This window comes from Mycobacterium sp. NGS41, from assembly GCF_059812725.1.
The window spans coordinates 21775-42300 of record NZ_JCALDF010000003.1; the positions used below are offsets into that span (position 1 = coordinate 21775).

At 67.3% G+C, this 20526-nt stretch carries 20 protein-coding genes and 1 pseudogene; 15 read left to right on the forward strand and 6 right to left on the reverse strand.

Going from position 1 to position 20526, the window contains the following annotated elements; all coding sequences use genetic code 11:
• Positions 1-63: 63 nt before the first annotated feature.
• From hemB to AC5Y21_RS03945, 5 genes are read left to right on the forward strand one after another with little or no spacing between them, the layout of a single operon-like run.
• Positions 64-1044, forward strand: coding sequence for a porphobilinogen synthase (hemB, locus tag AC5Y21_RS03925; RefSeq protein WP_499909639.1), 981 nt, complete (start codon positions 64-66; stop codon positions 1042-1044).
• Positions 1045-1085: 41 nt separating this feature from the next.
• Entirely contained in the window at positions 1086-1652 is a 567-nt protein-coding gene (gene mce1N, locus AC5Y21_RS03930; protein ID WP_499910155.1) for a transport-regulating membrane protein Mce1N, read from the forward strand.
• Complete coding sequence (locus tag AC5Y21_RS03935) at positions 1649-1909, forward strand: hypothetical protein (protein ID WP_499910157.1); 261 nt, start codon at positions 1649-1651, stop codon at positions 1907-1909. Before mce1N ends, AC5Y21_RS03935 begins: the two co-directional genes overlap by 4 nt.
• Positions 1910-1969: 60 nt before the next feature.
• Positions 1970-2359 carry a hypothetical protein gene (locus tag AC5Y21_RS03940; protein WP_499909641.1) on the forward strand — a complete coding sequence of 130 codons (390 nt, stop codon included), beginning with the start codon at positions 1970-1972 and terminating at the stop codon, positions 2357-2359.
• A gap of 2 nt (positions 2360-2361) precedes the next feature.
• Positions 2362-2721 (forward strand): DUF5615 family PIN-like protein, encoded by a 360-nt coding sequence (locus AC5Y21_RS03945; protein WP_499910158.1) that lies wholly within the window; start codon positions 2362-2364, stop codon positions 2719-2721.
• Positions 2722-2798: 77 nt separating this feature from the next.
• Here AC5Y21_RS03945 and AC5Y21_RS03950 read toward each other — a convergent pair whose 3' ends face one another.
• Positions 2799-3239 carry an STAS domain-containing protein gene (locus AC5Y21_RS03950; RefSeq protein ID WP_499909643.1) on the reverse strand — a complete coding sequence of 147 codons (441 nt, stop codon included), beginning with the start codon at positions 3237-3239 and terminating at the stop codon, positions 2799-2801.
• A 391-nt stretch (positions 3240-3630) separates the two neighbouring features.
• On the opposite strand from AC5Y21_RS03950, the gene AC5Y21_RS03955 reads away from it, so the two are divergent.
• Complete coding sequence (locus AC5Y21_RS03955) at positions 3631-4878, forward strand: acyltransferase family protein (RefSeq protein WP_499909645.1); 1248 nt, start codon at positions 3631-3633, stop codon at positions 4876-4878.
• Positions 4879-4905: 27 nt separating this feature from the next.
• Entirely contained in the window at positions 4906-5598 is a 693-nt protein-coding gene (locus AC5Y21_RS03960; protein WP_499909647.1) for an Rv0518 family GDSL lipase, read from the forward strand.
• A 237-nt stretch (positions 5599-5835) separates the two neighbouring features.
• Here the strand turns inward: AC5Y21_RS03960 and AC5Y21_RS03965 are convergent, their stop codons facing one another.
• Together AC5Y21_RS03965 and AC5Y21_RS03970 are read right to left on the reverse strand one after the other, a co-directional pair.
• Positions 5836-8034, reverse strand: a complete 2199-nt coding sequence (locus AC5Y21_RS03965) for an acyltransferase family protein (protein ID WP_499909649.1) — start codon at positions 8032-8034, stop codon at positions 5836-5838.
• 10 nt (positions 8035-8044) lie between these two features.
• Entirely contained in the window at positions 8045-8932 is an 888-nt protein-coding gene (locus AC5Y21_RS03970) for an alpha/beta hydrolase (RefSeq protein WP_499910159.1), read from the reverse strand.
• A gap of 369 nt (positions 8933-9301) precedes the next feature.
• On the opposite strand from AC5Y21_RS03970, the gene AC5Y21_RS03975 reads away from it, so the two are divergent.
• From AC5Y21_RS03975 to AC5Y21_RS03990, 4 genes and pseudogenes are all read left to right on the forward strand, one after another.
• Positions 9302-10042, forward strand: a complete 741-nt coding sequence (locus tag AC5Y21_RS03975; protein WP_499909651.1) for a class I SAM-dependent methyltransferase — start codon at positions 9302-9304, stop codon at positions 10040-10042.
• Between the two features lie 191 nt (positions 10043-10233).
• Positions 10234-11382, forward strand: a complete 1149-nt coding sequence (locus AC5Y21_RS03980; protein WP_499909653.1) for an LLM class flavin-dependent oxidoreductase — start codon at positions 10234-10236, stop codon at positions 11380-11382.
• A gap of 2 nt (positions 11383-11384) precedes the next feature.
• Positions 11385-12733: pseudogene (locus AC5Y21_RS03985) on the forward strand (MFS transporter).
• Between the two features lie 55 nt (positions 12734-12788).
• Entirely contained in the window at positions 12789-14147 is a 1359-nt protein-coding gene (locus tag AC5Y21_RS03990) for an amino acid permease (RefSeq protein ID WP_499909655.1), read from the forward strand.
• A 237-nt stretch (positions 14148-14384) separates the two neighbouring features.
• Here the strand turns inward: AC5Y21_RS03990 and AC5Y21_RS03995 are convergent, their stop codons facing one another.
• Genes AC5Y21_RS03995 through AC5Y21_RS04005 form a run of 3 tightly spaced genes read right to left on the reverse strand, consistent with a single transcriptional unit; the run spans position 14385 to position 16863 of the window.
• Positions 14385-15302, reverse strand: a complete 918-nt coding sequence (locus tag AC5Y21_RS03995) for a ketopantoate reductase family protein (protein ID WP_499909657.1) — start codon at positions 15300-15302, stop codon at positions 14385-14387.
• On the reverse strand, positions 15299-16471 hold the full coding sequence (locus tag AC5Y21_RS04000; protein ID WP_499909659.1) for an enolase C-terminal domain-like protein: 1173 nt from the start codon (positions 16469-16471) through the stop codon (positions 15299-15301). The genes AC5Y21_RS03995 and AC5Y21_RS04000 overlap by 4 nt, the downstream gene beginning before the upstream one ends.
• Positions 16471-16863, reverse strand: coding sequence for a nitroreductase family deazaflavin-dependent oxidoreductase (locus AC5Y21_RS04005; RefSeq protein ID WP_499909661.1), 393 nt, complete (start codon positions 16861-16863; stop codon positions 16471-16473). Before AC5Y21_RS04005 ends, AC5Y21_RS04000 begins: the two co-directional genes overlap by 1 nt.
• A 298-nt stretch (positions 16864-17161) precedes the next feature.
• Between AC5Y21_RS04005 and hemL the strand changes: the two genes are divergently transcribed.
• Genes hemL through AC5Y21_RS04025 form a run of 4 tightly spaced genes read left to right on the forward strand, consistent with a single transcriptional unit; the run spans position 17162 to position 20494 of the window.
• Complete coding sequence (gene hemL, locus AC5Y21_RS04010; RefSeq protein ID WP_499909663.1) at positions 17162-18493, forward strand: glutamate-1-semialdehyde 2,1-aminomutase; 1332 nt, start codon at positions 17162-17164, stop codon at positions 18491-18493.
• Positions 18493-19101 carry a histidine phosphatase family protein gene (locus AC5Y21_RS04015; RefSeq protein ID WP_499909665.1) on the forward strand — a complete coding sequence of 203 codons (609 nt, stop codon included), beginning with the start codon at positions 18493-18495 and terminating at the stop codon, positions 19099-19101. The genes hemL and AC5Y21_RS04015 overlap by 1 nt, the downstream gene beginning before the upstream one ends.
• Positions 19098-19709 carry a TlpA disulfide reductase family protein gene (locus AC5Y21_RS04020; protein ID WP_499909667.1) on the forward strand — a complete coding sequence of 204 codons (612 nt, stop codon included), beginning with the start codon at positions 19098-19100 and terminating at the stop codon, positions 19707-19709. The genes AC5Y21_RS04015 and AC5Y21_RS04020 overlap by 4 nt, the downstream gene beginning before the upstream one ends.
• Positions 19706-20494, forward strand: coding sequence for a cytochrome c biogenesis CcdA family protein (locus AC5Y21_RS04025; protein WP_499909669.1), 789 nt, complete (start codon positions 19706-19708; stop codon positions 20492-20494). Before AC5Y21_RS04020 ends, AC5Y21_RS04025 begins: the two co-directional genes overlap by 4 nt.
• Positions 20495-20526 lie beyond the last annotated feature (32 nt).

Consider the following 20526-nt stretch of genomic DNA (forward strand, 5'->3'; position numbering starts at 1 on the left):
CGTGCGTGTTTGTACACTGACACGCCGTCAGGGCTGGCATTCTGTGCACGCTCGCGGCCGCGAATGAGCATGTATCCGCGGCAGCGTCCGCGCCGGCTTCGCTCCAACCCGGCGATGCGTCGCCTGGTAGCGCAAACCTCTTTGGAGCCAAGGCATTTGGTGCTGCCGATGTTCGTCGCCGACATCGACGAACCGCGACCGATCGCCTCGATGCCTGGAGTGCAGCAGCACACCCGCGATTCATTGCGCAGCGCCGCGGCCGACGCCGTCAGCGCCGGCGTCGGCGGGCTGATGCTGTTCGGTGTGCCCCGCGAGGCGGACAAGGATGCGACCGGGTCCGCCGGCACCGATCCCGACGGCATCCTCAACGTCGCGCTGCGCGACCTGAGCAAGGACCTCGGCGATGCCACCGTGTTGATGGCCGACACCTGCCTGGACGAGTTCACCGACCACGGGCACTGCGGCGTGCTCGACGAGTCGGGCCGCGTCGACAACGATGCTACCGTGGCGCGGTACGTGGAATTGGCTGTGGCACAAGCGGAATCGGGCGCCCATGTGGTGGGGCCGAGCGGGATGATGGACGGCCAGGTGGGCGCCATCCGGGACGGGTTGGATGCCGCCGGCTACAGCGATGTGGTGATCCTGGCCTATGCCGCGAAGTTCGCCTCGGCGTTCTACGGCCCGTTCCGCGAGGCGGTTAACTCCAGCCTGTCCGGCGACCGGCGCACCTACCAGCAGGAGCCGGGCAACATCCGCGAGGCGCTGCGCGAGATCGAACTGGACCTCGACGAGGGCGCCGACATCGTGATGATCAAGCCCGCTTTGGGGTACTTGGACATAGTGGCGGCAGCGGCCGGCATCTCCCCGGTCCCGGTGGCGGCGTACCAGGTGTCGGGGGAGTACGCGATGATTTGCGCTGCGGCCGCGAACAACTGGATCGACGAGCGGGCCGCCGCGCTGGAATCGCTGACCAGCATCCGGCGCGCCGGGGCCGACATCGTGCTCACCTACTGGGCCGCCGATGCGGCGGGTTGGCTTTCCTGACAGGCCCACCGGCGGGTAACAATCACGGGATGGGGTTTCAGATGACACCGGCACGAGACACCGACCCCAAGCGGTTGTTCCAGGAACCGGGCGCCAGCTGGTGGTGGGTGCTGGCAGGCCCGCTTTCCGCGCTGTCGTTGATTCTGGTGCAGGTGTCCAGCCACGTCCGGGTGCACCTGCTGATTCCGGCGATTTTTCTGGTAATGGTGTCGCTGTTCGTGGGATTGCAGGTGGTGGCGGCGCGCATCCACACCTCGGTCGAGCTCACCGAGGACGCGCTGCGCTCGGGCACCGAAACCATCCTCGTTTCCGAGATCGTCAGGGTCTTTCCCGAGCCCGAGCATTCCGTCGCTTCGGGGAAAGACCTGGCGAAGTGGCAGTCGGCGCGGGCGCTCGGTGAATTGGCCGGGGTACCGCGGGGACGGGTCGGCATCGGGCTGAAGCTGACCGAAGGCCGTACCGCGCAGGCCTGGGCGCGGCGCCATCGTCAACTGCGGGCGGCGCTCACTCCACTGGTCCAGGAGCGAGTCGGTCCGACCGAGATCCCCGAGATCGACGTGCTTGACGACGACGTCGACGAGGAAAACGATTCGTGGCCACCACGGTGATGGGCCGCTTCCGGGCGATTGTGGCGATCGGCCTGGCCTGCGCCGCGGTGTGGGGCGCGGCCGTGAGCTGGTTGCATTCGCGACACATGGTGAGCATCGCGCCGATCGCCGACGGGCAGCCGGCCACCACGGCGTTGGTCTACGACCCGCAGCTGCTGTTGCTGACGATGCTGTTGGCCATCATCGCGGGAGTGCTGGCAGTGCTCGGGGTGGCCGCACTGTTGCGCGACAGGCGTCAGCGGTCGTTTGGTAGCTGAGAGCGAACGGCGGTTACGGCGTCGAAGCCAAGAACGTTGACACTGTGCTACAACGTAAACATGTCAGTGAATGTGTCAGTTCGTCTTGATGACCGGCTTGCTGAGCGGCTGCGCCTTCGGGCGCGTGCTGCTGGCGAAACGCTGTCTGACCGGTTGCGTCGCTATGCCGAGGAGGGATCGCGCCGCGACGAGCATCCGATGATCACTTTTCGCGATGGGCCGACCGGTCGGCGGGCCGGAGTGATCGGTGGGCCGGACGTGTGGGAAATCGTGATGTGGATCGACGAACTGGGGTCCGTCGACGACCCGGCTGCGGACTTGATTGCAGACAGAGCCATCATGCGCGCGCAAGTCGACGCGGCATTGGTTTACCGCGCCGCATACCCAGAGGAGATTCAGGCGCGAATCGAACTGCATCGGGACGAGACGTCCGCTGCCAGCTCACGGTGAAGGTGTTGTTGGACGAGATGTACCCGGCCAGGTTGGCGGCTGCGCTGTATGCAGAAGGCATCGAGGCGACGACCGTATCGGACCTTGGCTTCGCCGGCTGTGCAGACTGGGATGTGTTCGTTGCAGCGGTCAAGCAGGGCTATGCGATGTTGACCGAAAATGTCGGCGATTTCACCCACTTGGCGGCCGAACACAGCGCCGCTGGCCGTCACCATCACGGTCTGCTGATCGCGCTCTCGTCGCGGTACTCACGCCAGCCGGCGGGCTTCGCAGCACTGATCACGGCCGTGAAAGATGTTGCCCAACAATCGCTTGACGACCGGGTCATCTACTTGAAGCGACCGACTGTTGCGTCTCAGTAAAGGCTAGACGCCTTGAGCAGGTCCTTGTCGCGATGGCGCTGCGCTTGCTGACGGCCTGGGCCGGGCGCACTCAGCCGCTAAGCGCTCTTCCCGATGAGCGACAGCACCATCTGACGGCGCCTGACGATGTCGTCGGCCAAGTTGCGAAGCGCCCCGTGCACCGAGCGGGTAATTGGGAACAACCCCCGGCCGCCGTCCCCCAGCACCTCGATCACCGCTGGGCTCGCAACCAGCATCCACTCCACCCCGGCGGTGCGCCAGTCGTCGTCGAGCATGCACAGGAATCCGATACCCACCGGAGCGAAGCAGTCCATCTCGCTGAGGTCGAGCACCACCGGGTTCGTGTCTAGGACAAACTGCCGAACGTGCGCTTTGACCCGGTCGACGTTGACGACGTCGATCTCGCCCCGGACGGTTACCACCGTCGCCAGGTGGTGACTGTAAGCGCGAACCTGAGCGCCACCGCAGTCAATGGTGGAGTTCTGTCGTCGGTTCATCGCCTTCAACACCTCAGTCATGTGCAGCCCCATTCCCCTGGCGTTCTGCGAGCCCCGTTTTAGCCCGCATCCGGCTCGCTCAGCGCTGACCAAACCGGTGTCTACGTTCCTCGCCAAACCTAAGGAGACCGACAGCCCTGTCTAACTCTTTGCTAAAGAAGTGACTGCTGGGGCGCTTGCGGAGCGCGAAACGACGTTCCGGCGCGGTCCTTGCACGCGACACGGCGATCACGCTGTTAGGCTGCTTTGGCTGCCGGTGGACTGGTCGGGGCGCTCCCCGATCCCCGTGTCAGGGCTCCGTCATAGGGCCTCTGAGAGGGCGAAACCGCCCGGTCAGCCGACCTAGAAGGCGAACCGAACAGCAGAGTCCAGACGGAAAGAACAGCGTGCGCACCGCAGAGGCCCCGGAGAGTTGAAGGGCGAGATCAAGGCCCTGACCGGGCTCCGCATCGTCGCCTCGGTGTGGGTGGTGCTGTTTCACTTCCGGCCGATGGTGGCCGATGTGTCGCCGGATCTCCGCGAGAACCTGGCGCCGGTGCTCAACTGCGGTGCGCAAGGCGTCGACCTTTTCTTCATCCTCAGCGGCTTCGTGCTGACCTACAACTATCTCGACCGCATGGGACCGTCCTGGTCGTTGCGGTCCACCGTGCACTTCCTGTGGCTGCGGCTGGCCCGGGTATGGCCGGTGTACCTGGTCACCCTGCACCTGGCCGCCGCATGGGTGATCCTCACCCTGCACGTCGGTCACACGCCGTCGCCCGACGTCGGTCGCCTCACCGCGATCAGTTATGTGCGGCAGGTTCTGCTGGTCCAGCTCTGGTTTCAGCCGTTCTTCGACCTATCCAGCTGGGATGGGCCGGCCTGGTCGATCAGTGCCGAATGGCTGGCCTACCTGCTCTTCGGACTGCTGGTGCTGATGATCTGGCGGATCCAGCATGCGACGCGGGCGCGCGGCCTGATATTGCTGGCTGTCGCGGCGTCGCTGCCGCCGGTGGTGCTGTTGCTGTCCAGCGGGGTGTTCTACACGCCGTGGAGCTGGCTGCCGCGGATCGTGACGCAGTTCGCCGCAGGAGCGCTGGCCTGTGCCGCCGTGCGCAGATTGCGGCCGACCGATCGCGGCCGCCGTATCGCCGGATACCTGTCCTTGCTGCTGGTCGTCGCGATCGTCGGCATCCTCTACCTGCTCAAGGCGCATCCGATAACCGGCGTTTACGACAGCAGCGGGGTGGTCGACCTGCTGTTCGTTCCGCTGGTGATAACGCTGGCCATCGGCGTGGGCAGCCTGCCCAGGCTGCTGTCGACGCGGGTGCTGGTCTACGGCGGGGAGATCTCGTTCTGCCTGTACATGGTGCACGAGCTGGTACACACCTCGTGGACATGGGCGGTGGTGAATTTCCACCTCCAGCCGTGGCAGTCGGACAACCCGTGGAAGTGGAACATCTTCGGCCTGCTCACGATCGCCGTGGCTCTCTCGATCCTGCTGTATCACGTGGTCGAGGAGCCCGCCCGGCGCTGGATGCGCAGGATGGTCGACGCCCCCGCCACGCCCGCGGGCCACGAGCCCGGCCGCCCGACGGTCGCTGAGCCCGCCGAGCCGGACGAACCCACGCTGGATGAGATCGACGATGAGCTGGAAGCAGTTCCGGCGCGCGCGGTGTGACGATTGACCGGACATACGAGTAATCCTGTGAGCCGTCTGGTCGCGCTCGTTGCCGGCCTGGCTGTTATGGCCGGCACGCTCGGATCCCCCTCACACCCGCTGCGGCAGCGGGCCTACCAGCCACTGAGCGAGGATTTCCGGCTGAATCACGTCGCGGTTGTCGGTGACTCCTATACCACCGGCACCGACGAGGGCGGCCAGGGCCGCAACGCCTGGACCGCCCGCGCGTGGCAGACGCTGGCCGGTCGAGGTGTCCGGATCGCACCCGATGTGGCAGCCGAGGGCAAAGCCGGCTACGGCGTGCCCGGCGACCAGGGCAGCATCTTCGAGGACCTGACCGCGCGGGCCGTCAAACCCAGAGATGTGCTGGTGGTGTTCTTCGGCTCCCGCAATGACCAGGGGGTCAACGTCGGTCTGCTCGCCGACCGGACCCGAGACACCTTCGATCTGGCGCGCCGATTTGCGCCGTCGGCGAAGTTTCTGGTGATCGGCCCGCCGTGGCCGACGGCCGACGTGCCCGTCCCCGTCCTGCAGATCCGCGACGTGCTCAACCAAGCGGCCCGAGTCGCGGGGGCGGCCTTCGTCGATCCGATCGTTGAGCGCTGGTTCGTCGACCGGCCCGACCTGATCGGTGCGGATGGCGTGCACCCCAACGACGCCGGGCATGCGTATCTTGCCGACAAGATCGCACCGCTCATTGGTATGCAGTTGCGTACGTGAGTCGGCGGTCGCATCAAAGGGTCAGTGGCACAAGGTTTTTCGAGGGACCAACACTCAAAGACAGGCGGTCAGTCGTTGAGGTGGCGTTCGTAGTCCCAGCGCTCCAGGCGGGCCTGGAGTTCCACCAAGCCGAGCCCGGCAACCGGCGCGGCCGCCGAAATGCAGACCAGCAATAGTGTCATCTTGAACCTCCATAGACCTTTCAAACTCTTATGACGCTCGACTTCGCCGAGAAGTTCACGTGTCGGTCAGGGCGCGGTCGGCCAACGCGCCGATTACAGGTGCCAGTAGTTGTGCGTATTGGGTCGTGACGTGGTTGTCGTCGCGGAACACGAGGTTGTTGCCGACGATCACCGGGCAGCGGTCGGGCGTGCAGAACAGGTCGGTCAGATCCGCGTAGTGGCCGCCGGCGGTGGTGGTCGCCGTTTGCTCCGCGGCGATGCCGTCGCCGTTGACCGCGGCCGAACGCGCCGGCGCGCATGCGGTGGCGTCGTCAAGGTGACCGGACAGGCAGGTGGGTACGGACGACTGGGGGTCGGCGACCGGCCCGAGCACCAGTATGGTGGCGCCCGTGCCGCGCAGTTTGGCCACCGTGCGGGTCAAGGTGTCGATCCAGGCGGGGTCGTAGGCCGCGAAGCCGAAGTCCGCGTGATAGCGCCGGCTCATGCTCAGCACCACCAACCGGGGATGTTCGGCCGTCAGGCGGGACATGACCTGGCCGCGCCACTGTTCGCACTCGGTGTACTCACGGCCCAGGTAGGGGCTGACGATGTGCAGGTTCTGCAGCGGACAGGTCACCTTGGTCATCGTCTCCAGCCGCCCGTGCCGCTGTTCGGCCACCTGCTGGAGGGCCGGGTCCCACATGGCGGCATGCGAGTCGCCGATCAGGGCCACGGTGGTCGGCGAGGCGGTGTCACCCGTCGCGCATTCGGCTTGCCCGACGTCACGCCAGGAACGCAGGCAGCCGTTGACGAATACGGCCGCCTTGTCGCCCGCCGCGCGGGTCAGCGACGGGTCCAGGTTCGACGGGACTGCGCCCAACCCGGCCGCCGCCGCGATCGCTCGGCGTGCCTGCGCGAAGGCGTCCCGGACGGCCGCTTCCTGAGGGCTGATCGGCTGGCTCGCGTGCGGATCGGCGGCCGGAGCCGCCATGGGGGTCAGTGTGGTGATGCTGGCCGTGACGGCGGCCGGTCCGCTTCCCACCGGCACCGGTACCACCGTCAGCAGCAGCAGGCAAGCGCACGCCGCGGTCGCGCTGGTCGCCGTGGCCACGGCCAGGCTGGCCTTGGCCGAGCTGCGCAGGGCAGCGGCGAACCGGCCGGGGTTTTCGACGAGGTGCATGGTGAGCACCGCGAGTCCCGCGGAGATGACGATCGCGGTCAGCCTGACCGGCAGGCCCGCGGGCACGCCTAGCAGCGGCGGCATCAGCAGCAGTACCGGCCAGTGCCACAGGTACCACGAGTACGACACCCGGCCCACGGCCCGCATCGCGGGCTTGCACAGCAGCCGGCCGACGCCCATGCCGCCGGTGACACAGCCGCCGCCGATGACCAGGGCGGTGCCCAGCACCGGCAGCAGCGCCGCGGTTCCGGGGTACGGGGTGTCGGGACCCAGCTGGATGCCGGTCAGCAGGAGCAGCGCCAGCCCACCCCATCCGACGATCGCGGCCGACGGCAGCGGCAGCCGGCGCCACTGCCGGATCGAGAGGGCCACCAGCCCGCCCGCGGCCAGCTCCCAGGCGCGGGTGGGCAGCGAAAAGAATGCCCAGGGCGGGGCGGTGCGGGTCCACAGCACGGCAGCTGTCAGCGACGCCGCACCGACCAGCCCGAGCACCACCGCATACGGCGTCGCTGCGGATCCAGTGGCCCGAAAACGCGAGTTACGCCGTACCAGCCAGGCGGTGCCGATGATCAACGCCGGCCACAACAGGTAGAACTGTTCCTCCACGCCCAGCGACCAGTAGTGCTGGAACGGCGAAAGCAGGCCGGAGCCTTGGGCGCCGAGGTAGTCGGTGCCCTGCACGGCGAACCGGTAGTTGCCGACATACAGGGCACTGGCGATGCCGTCCACCAAGACGCTGCGAGCCTGCAACGGCGGCAGCACCGCGGCGGCGGCGACCGCCGTGGCGACGCCCACCGTGGCCGCCGCCGGCAGCAGGCGCCGGGCACGCGCGGCATAGAAGCGGCCCAGCCCGACGGTGTCGGTGGTGGTCACCTCGCGCCAGAGCAGGCCGGTGATGAGGAAGCCGGAGATGACGAAAAAGACATCGACGCCGATGTAGCCGCCGGTGACGCCGGGGATGCCCGCGTGGTACAGGACGACGGCAATGACAGCCACGGCGCGCAAGCCCTCGATATCCGGACGGAAAGCGCTGCGTTCCGGTCGCCGCTCCGCGGTGCGGGGGCGTCGGGTGGTCGCTGCCTGATGGATCGTCATGTCTGCCTGATCAGGTCGCCATCCAGGTCAGCTCGCTCGGCAGCTGCCTGCGCCAGTACTCCACGTCGTGCCCGCCTATCGAGAAGCTGCCCGCCGGAGGCTTTTTCAGTTGGTTGACGAACGCACGAACGGCCGGATAAAAGCGGTCGAAGGTGCCGCAGTCCACCCGTAACGGAATCGAGTTCAGCGCCGGACGCCCGTTGACATTGTGTTGCGCCCAGTCATCCTCGCTGTCGAATGCCCCGGGGGCGCTGTCGTCGAACGACGTGTACAGCGCGGGGCTGATCGCGCAGATCCCGGCGACGCGGGCCGGGCCCAGCCGCGAACCCAGGAGCAGCGCCCCGTACCCGCCCATGGACCAGCCCATGAAGGCCACTCGGGAGGTGTCCATGCCCATCGACGACAGCATCGGTAGCAGCTCGTCGAGGACCATCGTGCCGGAGTCTTCGCCCGAAGCCCGTTTGTGCCAGTAGCAATCACTACCGCCGTCGACGCCTACCACGGCGAACGGCGGCTTGCCCTCCTTGACCAGTCGGGCCAGCGCGTCCTCCACGCCGAGTTCGAGCATCTGACCCGCGTTGCCGTCCTTGCCGTGCAGGGTGATCACCGGACGCAGCGCGGAGGTTTGACCATTGACGCCACTGTGGCCCGGCGGCAGGACGATCACCCAGTTGGTCTTGACGCCGCCGCGGGCTTGCGAGATGAACGAGCCAGTGAGCCTGTTCGACTGGGTGCTGCCCGCAATTGCGGGCTCGAAGGGTGCGGGGGCTAGCGGCGCCGCTTGCGGCTCGAGCGGATCCAGCAGGGCGCCCAAAGCCCACACGCCAACCGCTCCAGCGCTGGCACCGGCGCCTATACGCAGCACCGCACGGCGGTTCAGGTCAGGCACGAGGGTCATGATGCCGCGCCGACCGGGGTTCACCGCTACTGCCACGCCGCGATTGGAAGGGGTTTGTGATATCGCGGTCACGGAGACGTGACATACGCCGGCAGTCGGCGTCCAGTCACATCCGCCACATTGGCTTCTGCCGGCCTCCGCGCGACAACCCAGGAGGTATCAACGGGAACCCTTGGGCGCGTTGCCAATTTGTCGCTGAAAGGAGGGCAAATCGTAAGCCCGCGATGTCGGCCGCGCGCCGCCAGCGGTGGTGAATGCGAGCGGAAACCGCCCGTTAGTAGACGCTTGCGTTTCCTTCGCGGCGCGGTTACGCTGACTTCAGATAGTGAACGGTAGCGTTCTCAAATTTAACAGGAAGCGAGCACAACCATGACCAGTGACGTGGCCGTTGCGGGTTTCGAACCGTTGTACGGCGAAGCAGAGAAGACCGATGGGCTGATCCCGTGGGACATTGGCGGGCCGCAACCGGTGGTCCAGCAGTTGGTGGCCTTCGGAGCGATCCGCGGCGAGGTGCTCGACCCGGGGACCGGTCCCGGCTATCACGCGATTCACTATGCGTCGCAGGGTTATTCGGCTACCGGCGTGGACGGTTCGCCCACCGCGATCGCGCGGGCCAAGCGTAACGCCGAGCGGGCCGGGGTGCAGGTCGACTTCCAGGTGGCCGACGCCACGAAGCTGGACGGATTCGAGGGCCGCTTCGACACCGTGGTCGACAGCGCCTTCTATCACGTATTCCTGGACGACGAGGCCGTGCAGACCCGGTACGCGCAAGCGCTGCACCGCGCCACCAAACCTGGTGCGCGGCTGTTCATGTTCGAATTCGGCCCCCACAACGTGAACGGCATTCAATGGGCGGGCATACCGGCCGACAACTTCGAGCGGGTGCTCGGTGCCGGCGGATGGCGAGTGGATTACCTGGGGCCCAGCACCTACCAGGCCCGCTTCGGGCCTGAGACGTTCGCCGCCATGACCGCGACGGTTGGCGCTCAGCGTGAGGCGCTGCAGAAGATGCAACCGCTGCAGCAACAGCTGGAGGTGCTTAACCCGCTGCTCGACGACTACCGGGTGCACATACCGGTGTGGTCGGTGGTGGCGACCCGTTTGGACTGAGGTCCGCCCGGGCGCTTTTCTTAGAGGCGCCCCACCCCCAACGTGACGTTGGCGTCACGTTGGGGCTCGAGAGTGACGCTGGCGTCACGCTCGAGCGCTGTTGCCGGCCGCGGCCAGGTCGGCCTCCCACAGATCCAATCTCCCAGTTTTCAACCCTCGCGCTGCTGGCCGCCGTCCCGCACGATGCGGGGATGACTTTGGCATTTCACTGGTTTCTGCCGACCTACGGGGATTCGCGCAACCTGGTGGCGGGTGGGCACGGGACGGCGATGCATGGCGATCGGCCCGCGACGCTGCGGTACCTGCACCAGATTTGCGCGGCCGCCGAGGACAACGGATTCGAGGCCGTGCTCACCCCAACCGGATTGTGGTGCGAGGACGCCTGGCTGACGACGGCGATGCTGATCGAGGCCACCGAGACGCTGAAATTCCTGGTCGCGTTCCGTCCCGGGTTGCTCAGCCCCACGCTGGCGGCGCAGATGGCCGGCACCTTTCAACGGCACTCGCAGGGCCGGCTGCTGCTCAATGTCGTGACCGGGGGTGAACCGCATGAGCAGCAGGCCTATGGCGACTTCCTCGACAAGCAGTCGCGCTACGCCAGGACCGCCGAGTTCTTGCACGTGGTGCGCCGGCTCTGGACCTCCCGCGAGCCGGTGACGTTCGACGGAGACCACGTTCGCGTCGAAGGTGCGTTGCTGAACAACCCACCCGACCCCGTGCCGCCGGTATTCTTCGGCGGATCCTCGGCAGCCGCCGGCCCGGTGGCGGCCGAGTACTCCGATGTCTATCTCACCTGGGGCGAGCCGGTGGCGGCGGTCGCCGAGAAGCTCGACTGGATTCGTGGGCTGGCCAGCCGAGCCGGGCGAATTGTCCAATTCGGCTTGCGAATTCACGTGATCACCCGAGACACCTCAGAACAGGCGTGGGCCGAAGCCGAGCGGCTGCTGGCCGCTGTCGACCCGGCGGATGTCGAGCGGGTGCAAGCCAGCCTGGCGCGTAGCGAATCTGAAGGCCAGCGCCGGATGCGGAAGTTGCACGACGGCAGCAGCAGCAGGCTTGTGATTGCGCCCAACCTGTGGGCCGGGGTGGGCCTGGTGCGCGGCGGGGCGGGTACCGCTCTGGTTGGGTCGCACGCCGAGGTCGCTGAGCGGCTGGCCGAATACGCCGAACTGGGCATCAACCACTTCATCCTCTCCGGATATCCACATTTGGAAGAGGCCTACTGGTTCGGCGAGGGCGTCCTGCCGCTGCTGGAGCGTCTCAGGCTGTGGCGCAATCCCAACCGTCCCCTATCGCGATCGGCTGCGGCCACACCGTTCGCAGTCGCCTCGGCGCACTAGGCATGGCTACCGCGTTGCCCGCGTCACCGACCGACGCGGGCGTTACGACAGCACCTGCCGTTGTCGAGGAGTCCGGCGCCGAACAGCGAAGGCGCCTGCGTGTCGTCGTCGCCGCGAGCCTGCTGGGCACCACCGTGGAGTGGTACGACTTTTTCCTGTACGCGACCGCGGCCGGTTTGGTGTTCAACAAGGTGTTCTTTCCCGACGCGAGCTCGCTGGTGGGCACGCTGTTGGCCTTCGCGACGTTCGCGGTCGGGTTCGTCATGCGGCCGATCGGCGGCCTGGTGTTCGGCCACATCGGCGACCGGATCGGCCGCAAGCGCAGCCTGGCCCTGACCATGCTGATCATGGGCGGCGCGACGGCGCTGATCGGGGTGTTGCCCACCGCCGCGCAGATCGGAGCGTGGGCTCCGGTGCTGTTGTTGGCGCTGCGCGTGCTGCAGGGCTTCGCGCTGGGCGGCGAATGGGCCGGCGCGGTCCTGTTGGCCGTCGAACACAGCCCCGGGGATCGGCGCGGTCGTTTCGGTGCGATCCCTCAGGTCGGGCTGGCGCTCGGGTTGGCTTTAGGGACAGGTGTATTCGCGATCTTGCAGATCGTGTTGGGTCAGGCCCGATTTCTCGCGTACGGCTGGCGAATCGGTTTTCTGCTGAGCCTGGCCTTGGTCGTGATTGGGATCCTGGTGCGGCTGCGGGTCGAAGAAACCCCGGCGTTTCGCCAGTTGCGAGACCTCGAGGCCACATCCACGGTGCCGTTTCGCGAGATCATCCGCGAACCGCGCGCCAGGCGTAACACCCTGCTGGGATTGCTGTCACGCTGGGCCGAGGGTTCGGCATTCAACATTTGGGGTGTTTTCGCCATCAGTTACGCGACCGGCGCGCTCGGCTTGAACCGGGTGTCAGTCCTGGGGGTGGTGACCGTCGCCGCTCTGCTGATGGCGGTGCGGTTTCGGGCGCATTGACCGACCGCTTCGGCGCGCGACGGGTGTATCTGGTCGGCGTGGCTTGCTATGGCGCCGCGGCCTTTCCGGCATTCGCCTTGTTCGGCACCAGGAACCTCGTCTGGTTCGGGCTGGCCATGATCGTGGTCTTCGGTGTGGTGCACGCGCTTTTCTACGGCGCTCAGGGCACGCTGTACTCGGCGCTCTGTCCCACCGGTATCCGCTACACCGGTTTGTCGTTCGTTTACCAGTTTTCCGGGGTATATGCGTCCGGCATCACCCCGATGATCCTCACCGCGCTGATCGCGTCGGTCGGGGGAGCGCCGTGGCTGGCTTGTGGCTATTTAGTTGGCACGGCGGTGATCAGCGTGCTCGCCACGGCGCTGATCCGTGAGCAGGATCTGCATCTCTGAACCTGGTCGGCGCGGCCCGGTTGGTGCCCCGCCCGCCGATGTGCTGTGGTTAACCGTGGCTAGCACAACGCAACTGCGCCATGGGTTGTCGCAGCGGCAGCTCAACATGATCGCGATCGGCGGTGTCATCGGCGCCGGATTGTTCGTCGGATCCGGCGTGGTGATCCGCGACACCGGGCCGGCGGCGTTCTTGACGTATGCGATCTGCGGTCTGCTGATCGTGCTGGTGATGCGGATGCTGGGCGAGATGGCCTGCGCCAACCCGTCTACCGGATCGTTCGCCGACTACGCGACAAGGGCCCTCGGCGGCTGGGCGGGGTTCTCGGTCGGCTGGCTGTACTGGTACTTCTGGGTGATCGTGGTCGGCTTCGAGGCGGTCGCCGGCGGGAAAGTTCTCAACTACTGGTTTCCGGCGCCGCTGTGGCTGTCCTCGCTGTGTCTGATGCTGCTGATGACCGCGACCAACCTGTTCTCGGTGTCATCGTTCGGCGAGTTCGAATTCTGGTTCGCCGGCATCAAAGTCGCGACCATCGTGATCTTTCTCGGCCTCGGCACGGCTTTCGCCCTCGGTTGGTGGCCGGGCCGGCACCTCGACTTTTCCAACCTGCACTCCCATGGCGGCTTCTTCGCCAAAGGCGTGTGGGCCGTCTTCGCCGCCATCGTGGTGGTGATCTTCTCGATGGTCGGCGCCGAAGTGGTGACCATCGCCGCCGCCGAAAGCCGGGATCCCGAGCGCGCGGTGCAGCGAGCCACCAACTCCGTCGTCGCGCGCATCGCGATCTTTTTCGTCGGTTCGGTCTTTCTGCTTGTGGTGGTTCTGCCGTGGAATTCGGTAGAACTCGGCGCATCGCCGTATGTTGCGGCCCTCAAGCACATGGGCATTCCCGGGGCCGATCAGATCATGAACGCGGTAGTGCTGACCGCGGTGCTGTCCTGTCTGAACTCAGGCCTCTACACCGCGTCGCGCATGCTGTTCGTCCTCGCCGAACGTCACGAAGCGCCTTCGCAGCTGGTCAAAATCAGCCCGCGCGGCGTCCCGCACGTCGCCATCATCTGCTCGTCGGTGGTGGGCTTCTTGTGCGTGCTCATGGCCTGGCTGGCGCCGGGCACCGTGTTTCTCTTCCTGCTCAACTCTTCCGGCGCCATCATCCTGTTCGTCTACTTGCTGATCGCGCTGTCCCAAATTGTGTTGCGCCGCAAGACAGCTGAAGAGCAGCTGCGGGTGAAGATGTGGTTCTTTCCGGTGCTGTCGATCCTCACTCTCGCCGGAATCGTGGCTGTGCTGGTGCAGATGGCGTTCGACCACGCCGCCCGCAGCCAGCTTTGGCTCAGCCTGCTGTCGTGGGCGGTGGTGGTCGGGGTGTACTTCGTGATGCCGAGTAGACACAAACTTCCTGATTCGGGGTCGAATTAAGGGCTGTTGCGGGCTGTTTCAAAGGTGGCTCGGTACACCGTTGGACACACCAGTCACTCCAAGCGACAAATCATTTTGCCGTGCAACGGTTGTCGCTTGAAGGTGGACAAAATGGCAGACGCCGGACTTTCGGTGACAGATGGGACTCATGAGAAATGCGCGGCCAACCGGTCTCGCCACATCCCCCAGCCGCGACGCCAATTTTGAAACAGCCCGTTTGCTCGAGGGTGCCTCACGCTAAGTCCACTGCCGTTCGATCGCCTTGATCACGGCGGTCAGCGTCGCGTTCACCGGCGCTTCGACGTCGACGCGTGCCCCTTGGCGCGGGACGGCGCCGTTGATGACGTCGATTTCGCTGACCCGGCGTGCCTCATGGTCGAGCAGCGCCGACGGCTTCGCGTCGGGCATTCCGGCGCCAAAAGCCCGGACATGCGCGACGGGATCGGTTACGGCAACCGCGATTCCAGACGCTCGGGTGACGGTCCAGGCCTCCGTCGCCGCTGCCCGGCTGACCGGTCCCATCTCCGGATCGTCCATCACCTGTCCGACCGTCATGCCGGTCAGCGCGCACGGCGCGCTGTAGGCGACATTGCAGATCAGCTTCTCCCATTGCATGGCTGCGATGTCGGTGACCGCGGCGGCGTCGAACCCGGCTTGCGTCCAGGCTTGTGCGATTGACTCGACCGTCGCGAACGGTAGCGACGAGTAGGCGCCGAAACGCATTGCCCGCATGGCGTTGTGATGCACATGCCCGGGAGCGACGCGCGCCGCGCCGAACCCGCTGGCGATCCCGACCGCCACCCGCTGGTCCCCGACGATGCGGGCGACCGTCTCCGCCGATCCCAGACCGTTCTGGATGGTCAGTACCGGCGTGTTCGCGCCGAGCATCGGAAGCGCTTGTTGCGCACCGGTTGTCACGTCGGCGGCCTTGACGGCGAGCACGATCAGGTCCATGGCTTCCGACGGCGCGGTGGTAGCGGCGCGCAGCGGGACCGTCTGGTCGTAGCCGGGGCCGGTGACCCGCAGCCCGTGGTGGGCGATCTGCTCGATGCTGGGCTGGTAACTGTCGATGGCCAGCACGTCGTTGCCCGCGGCGGCGAGCCTGGCGGCATAAATGGAACCCATTGCACCACAGCCGATTACCGCGATCTTCATGTGCCCGATCCTAACTCGGTGATCAGCTCGGCCAGACCGGCCTTTGGCTCCAGCCCGAAGCCCGGCGCGTCCGTCGGGGTGATCCGTCCGTCGGCCACTATGCAGCCGTCGGAATAGCCGCCGAAGGGCTGGAACACGCCCGGATAGGACTCGCACCCACCCAGGCCCAGACCGAGCGCAATGTGCAGATTGATCAGATGGCCGCCGTGCGGAAAGGCGGACCGGCGGTCGAAGCCGTGCGCCTCGAGCACCTCGAGCATCCGCACATACTCGGTCAGCCCGTAGCTCAGGCCGGCGTCCATCTGAAAGATGTCACGCCCTGGCCGCATACCCCCGTATCGAACCAGATTGGTCACGTCGGGCACCGAGAAGAGGTTTTCGCCGGTGGCGACAGCTCCGTCGTAGCAGGCCGTCACCGCGCGGTTCAGCTCGAAATCCAGTGGGTCGCCTGGCTCTTCGTACCAGCGCAGGCCGTAGCGGGCCAGGGCCGCCGCCCACTGCGTGGCCGCCGGCCCGTCGAACCGGCCATTGGCGTCGACCGCGACCCGTCCCGCGTCACCGACCACGTCGACGACGGCCTCGATTCGGGCCAGATCGTCGTCCAGCGGCGCGCCGCCGATTTTCATCTTGACCGCGTCGTAGCCCGCATCGAGGTAGCCGCGCATCTCGTCGCGCAGGCTGTGCCGCCCCCGACCGGGGTAGTAGTAGCCGCCGGCCGCATATACGGCCACAGAGGCGGCCGGCTTACGTCCGAAGTGACGCGCGATGGTCGCGTAAGCCGGTTCGTCGTCGAGTTTGGCGTTGAGGTCCCAGCACGCCAGTTCCAGGGCCGCGGTGGCGGCGGCCCGGTCGCCGTGGCCGCCGGGCTTCTCGTCGGCCAGCGCGCACGCCGAGACGGCTGCCGGGTCGATCCGGTCGGCGTCGTCCAGCAGGGTTTCCGGCGGCGCGGCGAGGACGCGAGGGATCATCCGGTCGCGCAGAATGCCGCTCTGCGCGAATCGGCCGATCGAGTCGAAGGCCACCCCGACCACCCGTTTGCCGTCCCGCTCGGCGATCAGTGCCACCAGCGACACGGTGTGACTGCCGAAGTTGACCAATGCATTCGCCGGCATTTCGCCGGCTCTACCTTGCAGCCGGACCGGTCGCTCCCGGATCGCGGTGATCCGCATCACCCGATCTTGGTGAACAGCACCGCCTCTTCCCACGGCAGCTTGGCGAAGACCGCGCGCCCGCGGGTCACATGGGCCGCCGCGGCGTCCCTGCTGACGATGTTCGGGTTGGCGATGCCGATCGTCTTGCCGTTGCGGCGTATCTTGCCGCTGCCGGCCGCCTTGAGGTTTTTCAGCCAGTCGCGGTCAGGGCCGTAGGCCAGCGGGACCGCCACGCCGGGCTTGCCGTCGACGCTGGTGGTGAACGCATTAACCGGTGTGCGGTAAGTCTTTCCGGAGCGGCGCCCGACATGCTCGATGATGCCGTAGGCCGGTAGCCAGCCGGCCCACAGCCGCTGAATGGGATTGGTTACGTACCGGTTGAACCGGGCGAGTCGTTGGGGAAATCGCATGCCACCCATCCAACTCGTCGGCCCCCGCCCACTTCAACCCGCGGCCTCGCCACTCGACCGGTGACAGCACGAGCGACGTGGTCAGCGTGGACGCCGGCAACCATCACCCACCCGACGGCGGTCGCCGCGCGGCCGGTCGGCCAACTTAGGCTGTACCCGTCGCGGGGTTTGTCCGTGTCCATCACCGCACAGTACGACAATCCGCTATGGCCACTGGGCGGGGCGAAATGTGACCCTCGCCGGTCAACTTCTACACCCTGTAGTTGAGCGATCTGCCGAGGCTGGGACACTGGTCGGCATGGGTAGCACCGACCAGGCGATCGCGAGCGTGCGCTCCTCGGCGCAGCTGTTCGAGGACGCCTGCAAGGTCATCCCCGGCGGGGTGAACTCTCCGGTGCGGGCCTTCACCGCGGTGGGCGGCACGCCGCGCTTCATCACCGAGGCGCACGGCTGCTGGCTGACCGACGCCGACGGCAACCGCTATGTCGACCTGGTCTGCTCGTGGGGGCCGATGATCCTCGGGCACGCCCACCCGGCCGTGGTCGACGCCGTCGCAAAGGTGGCGTCCAACGGCTTGTCTTTCGGGGCGCCGACGCCGGCCGAGACCGAGCTGGCGGCCGAGATCATCGGCCGGGTGGCGCCGGTCGAGCGGATACGGCTGGTGAACTCCGGCACCGAGGCCACCATGAGCGCGGTCCGGCTGGCCCGCGGGTTCACTGGCCGCGCCAAGATCGTCAAGTTCTCCGGGTGCTACCACGGCCACGTGGACGCGCTGCTCGCCGACGCCGGCTCGGGCGTGGCCACCCTTGGATTGCCGTCCTCGCCAGGGGTCACCGGGGCCACTGCGGCCGACACGATTGTGTTGCCCTACAACGACATCGACGCGGTGCGGCAGACATTCGCCCGGTTCGGCGGCGAGCTCGCGGCGGTGATCACCGAAGCCAGCCCGGGCAACATGGGCGTCGTCCCACCCGCGCCGGGCTACAACGCCGCGCTGCGGGACATCACCGCAGAACACGGCGCGCTGCTGATCGTCGACGAGGTGATGACGGGCTTCCGGGTCAGCCGAAGTGGTTGGTACGGAATCGATCCGGTGGCCGCCGACCTGTTCACCTTCGGCAAGGTGATGAGCGGCGGGCTGCCGGCCGCCGCGTTCGGTGGACGGGCCGAAGTGATGGAGCGACTGGCGCCGCTGGGGCCGGTGTACCAAGCCGGCACCCTCTCGGGTAACCCGGTGGCGATGGCCGCCGGGCTGGCCACACTGCGCGCCGCCGACGATGCGGTCTACCGCGCGCTGGACCGCAACGCCGACCGGCTGGCCGGGCTGCTGACCGAAGCGCTGACGGATGCCGGTGTGCCGCACCAGATTCCGCGCGGCGGCAACATGCTGAGCGTGTTCTTCAGCGATGCGCCGGTGACCGACTTCGCGTCCGCGCGGGCCAGCCAAACGTGGCGCTACGCCCCGTTCTTCCACACCCTGCTGGGCGCGGGCGTCTACCCGCCGTGCAGTGCCTTCGAGGCGTGGTTCGTTTCGGCCGCTCTCGACGACAGCGCGTTCGACCGGATCGCCGACGCCTTGCCCGCCGCGGCCAAGGCAGCAGCTGCCGCCTCAAAAGAGCGGGAATCCTGATGGCCGAACAAACCCGGGTCCACTTGATCCGGCACGGCGAGGTGTACAACCCCACCGGCGTGCTCTACGGACGGCTGCCCGGGTTCCACCTCTCCGAGCGGGGCCGCGCACAGGCGGCCGCCGTCGCCGACTTCCTGGCCGGCCGCGACGTCGTCGCGGTCATCGCCTCCCCGCTGCAGCGCGCCCAGGAGACCGCGGAACCCATCGCCGGCCGCCACCGCGTGCCGGTGGACACGGACCCCGACCTGATTGAATCGGCCAACTTCTTCGAAGGCCGTCGGGTCGGCCCGGGTGACGGCGCCTGGCGCGACCCTCGGTTCTGGTGGCAGCTGCGCAATCCGTTCAGACCGTCGTGGGGGGAGCCCTACACCGAGATCGCGGCCCGGATGGCGACGGCGGTGGACAAGGCACGCGCCCGCGGCGCCGGGCATGAAGTGGTGTGCGTCAGCCACCAGCTGCCAGTGTGGACGGTGCGGCTGCATCTGACCGGCAAGCGGCTCTGGCACGACCCGCGGCGCCGGGAATGTGGGCTGGCGTCGGTGACCACGCTGGTCTACGACGGCGACCGGCTGGCCGGCGTCAAGTACTCCGAGCCCGCGGCGCCATGACCATCCGGCGGCTGGCGATCGCCGGGGTTTTGGCGGCATCTCTGGTGGCCGGCTGTGCCGGGCGCGACGCGGTCGCGCAGGGCGGCACCTTCGAATTCGTCTCGCCCGGCGGCAAGACCGACATCTTCCACGACCCGCCCGCCAGCCGGGGGCATCCCGGACCGCTTTCGGGCCCGGACCTGGCGGATCCGGCGCGCACCGTCTCGCTGAACGACGCCGTGTTCGCCGGCCGCGTCGTCGTGATCAATGTGTGGGGGCAGTGGTGCGGGCCCTGCCGGAGCGAGGTCACCCAGCTGCAACGGGTGTATGACGCCACTCGCGGCTCCGGGGCGTCTTTCCTGGGCGTCGATGTCCGCGACAACAACCGCCAGGCCGCAGAGGACTTCGTCAACGACCGCCACGTCACCTTCCCGTCGATCTATGACCCGGAAATGCGCACCCTGATCGCCTTCGGCGGCAAGTTCCCCACCACCGTCATCCCCTCCACACTGGTGCTGGACCGTGAGCATCGGGTCGCGGCGGTGTTCCTGCGCGAATTGTTGGCCGAGGATCTGCAGCCGGTCGTGCAGCGAGTGGCTGCCGAAGCGTCCGGGGCCGACCGGAAATGAGCGGTTTCACGTCGATCGCCGCGACCGGCCCGCTGTTGGTGGCGGTGGCGGTGTCCGCCCTGGCGGGGCTGGTGTCGTTCGCGTCGCCGTGCGTGGTGCCGCTGGTGCCTGGCTACCTGTCGTACCTGGCGGGCATTGTCGGGGTGGCCGGAACCGACGATGAACCGACCAACGGTGCCGTCAAAGCCCCACCGGCCGCCCGATGGCGGGTCGCGGGGTCGGCGGCGCTGTTCGTGGCCGGCTTCACCACGGTGTTCGTGCTCGGCACCGTCGCCGTCCTGGGTATGACGTCCACGCTAATCACCAACCAGGTGCTGCTGCAGCGAGTGGGCGGGGTGCTGACCATCGTGATGGGGCTGGTGTTCCTCGGCTTCATCCCCGCCTTGCAGCGATCGGCCCGGTTCAGCCCGCGGCAGGTGACGACGGTAGCCGGGGCGCCACTGCTGGGCGCGGTGTTCGCGCTGGGCTGGACGCCGTGCCTGGGGCCGACGCTGACCGGAGTGATCACCGTCGCGTCGGCCACCGACGGCGCCAACCTGGCGCGCGGGATCGCGCTGGTGATCGCCTATTGCCTGGGGCTTGGCATCCCGTTCATGCTGCTGGCGTTCGGCTCGGCCGGGGCCGTCGCCGGGCTGGGCTGGCTGCGCCGCCACACCAGGGCGATCCAGATATTCGGCGGCGCGCTGCTGATCGCGGTCGGCGCCGCGCTGGTCACCGGGGTGTGGAACGACTTCATCTCCTGGCTCCGCGACGCCTTCGTGTCCGACGTGAGGTTGCCGATTTGATGGCCCGAGTAGTGGCGCGAGCAGACGCAAAA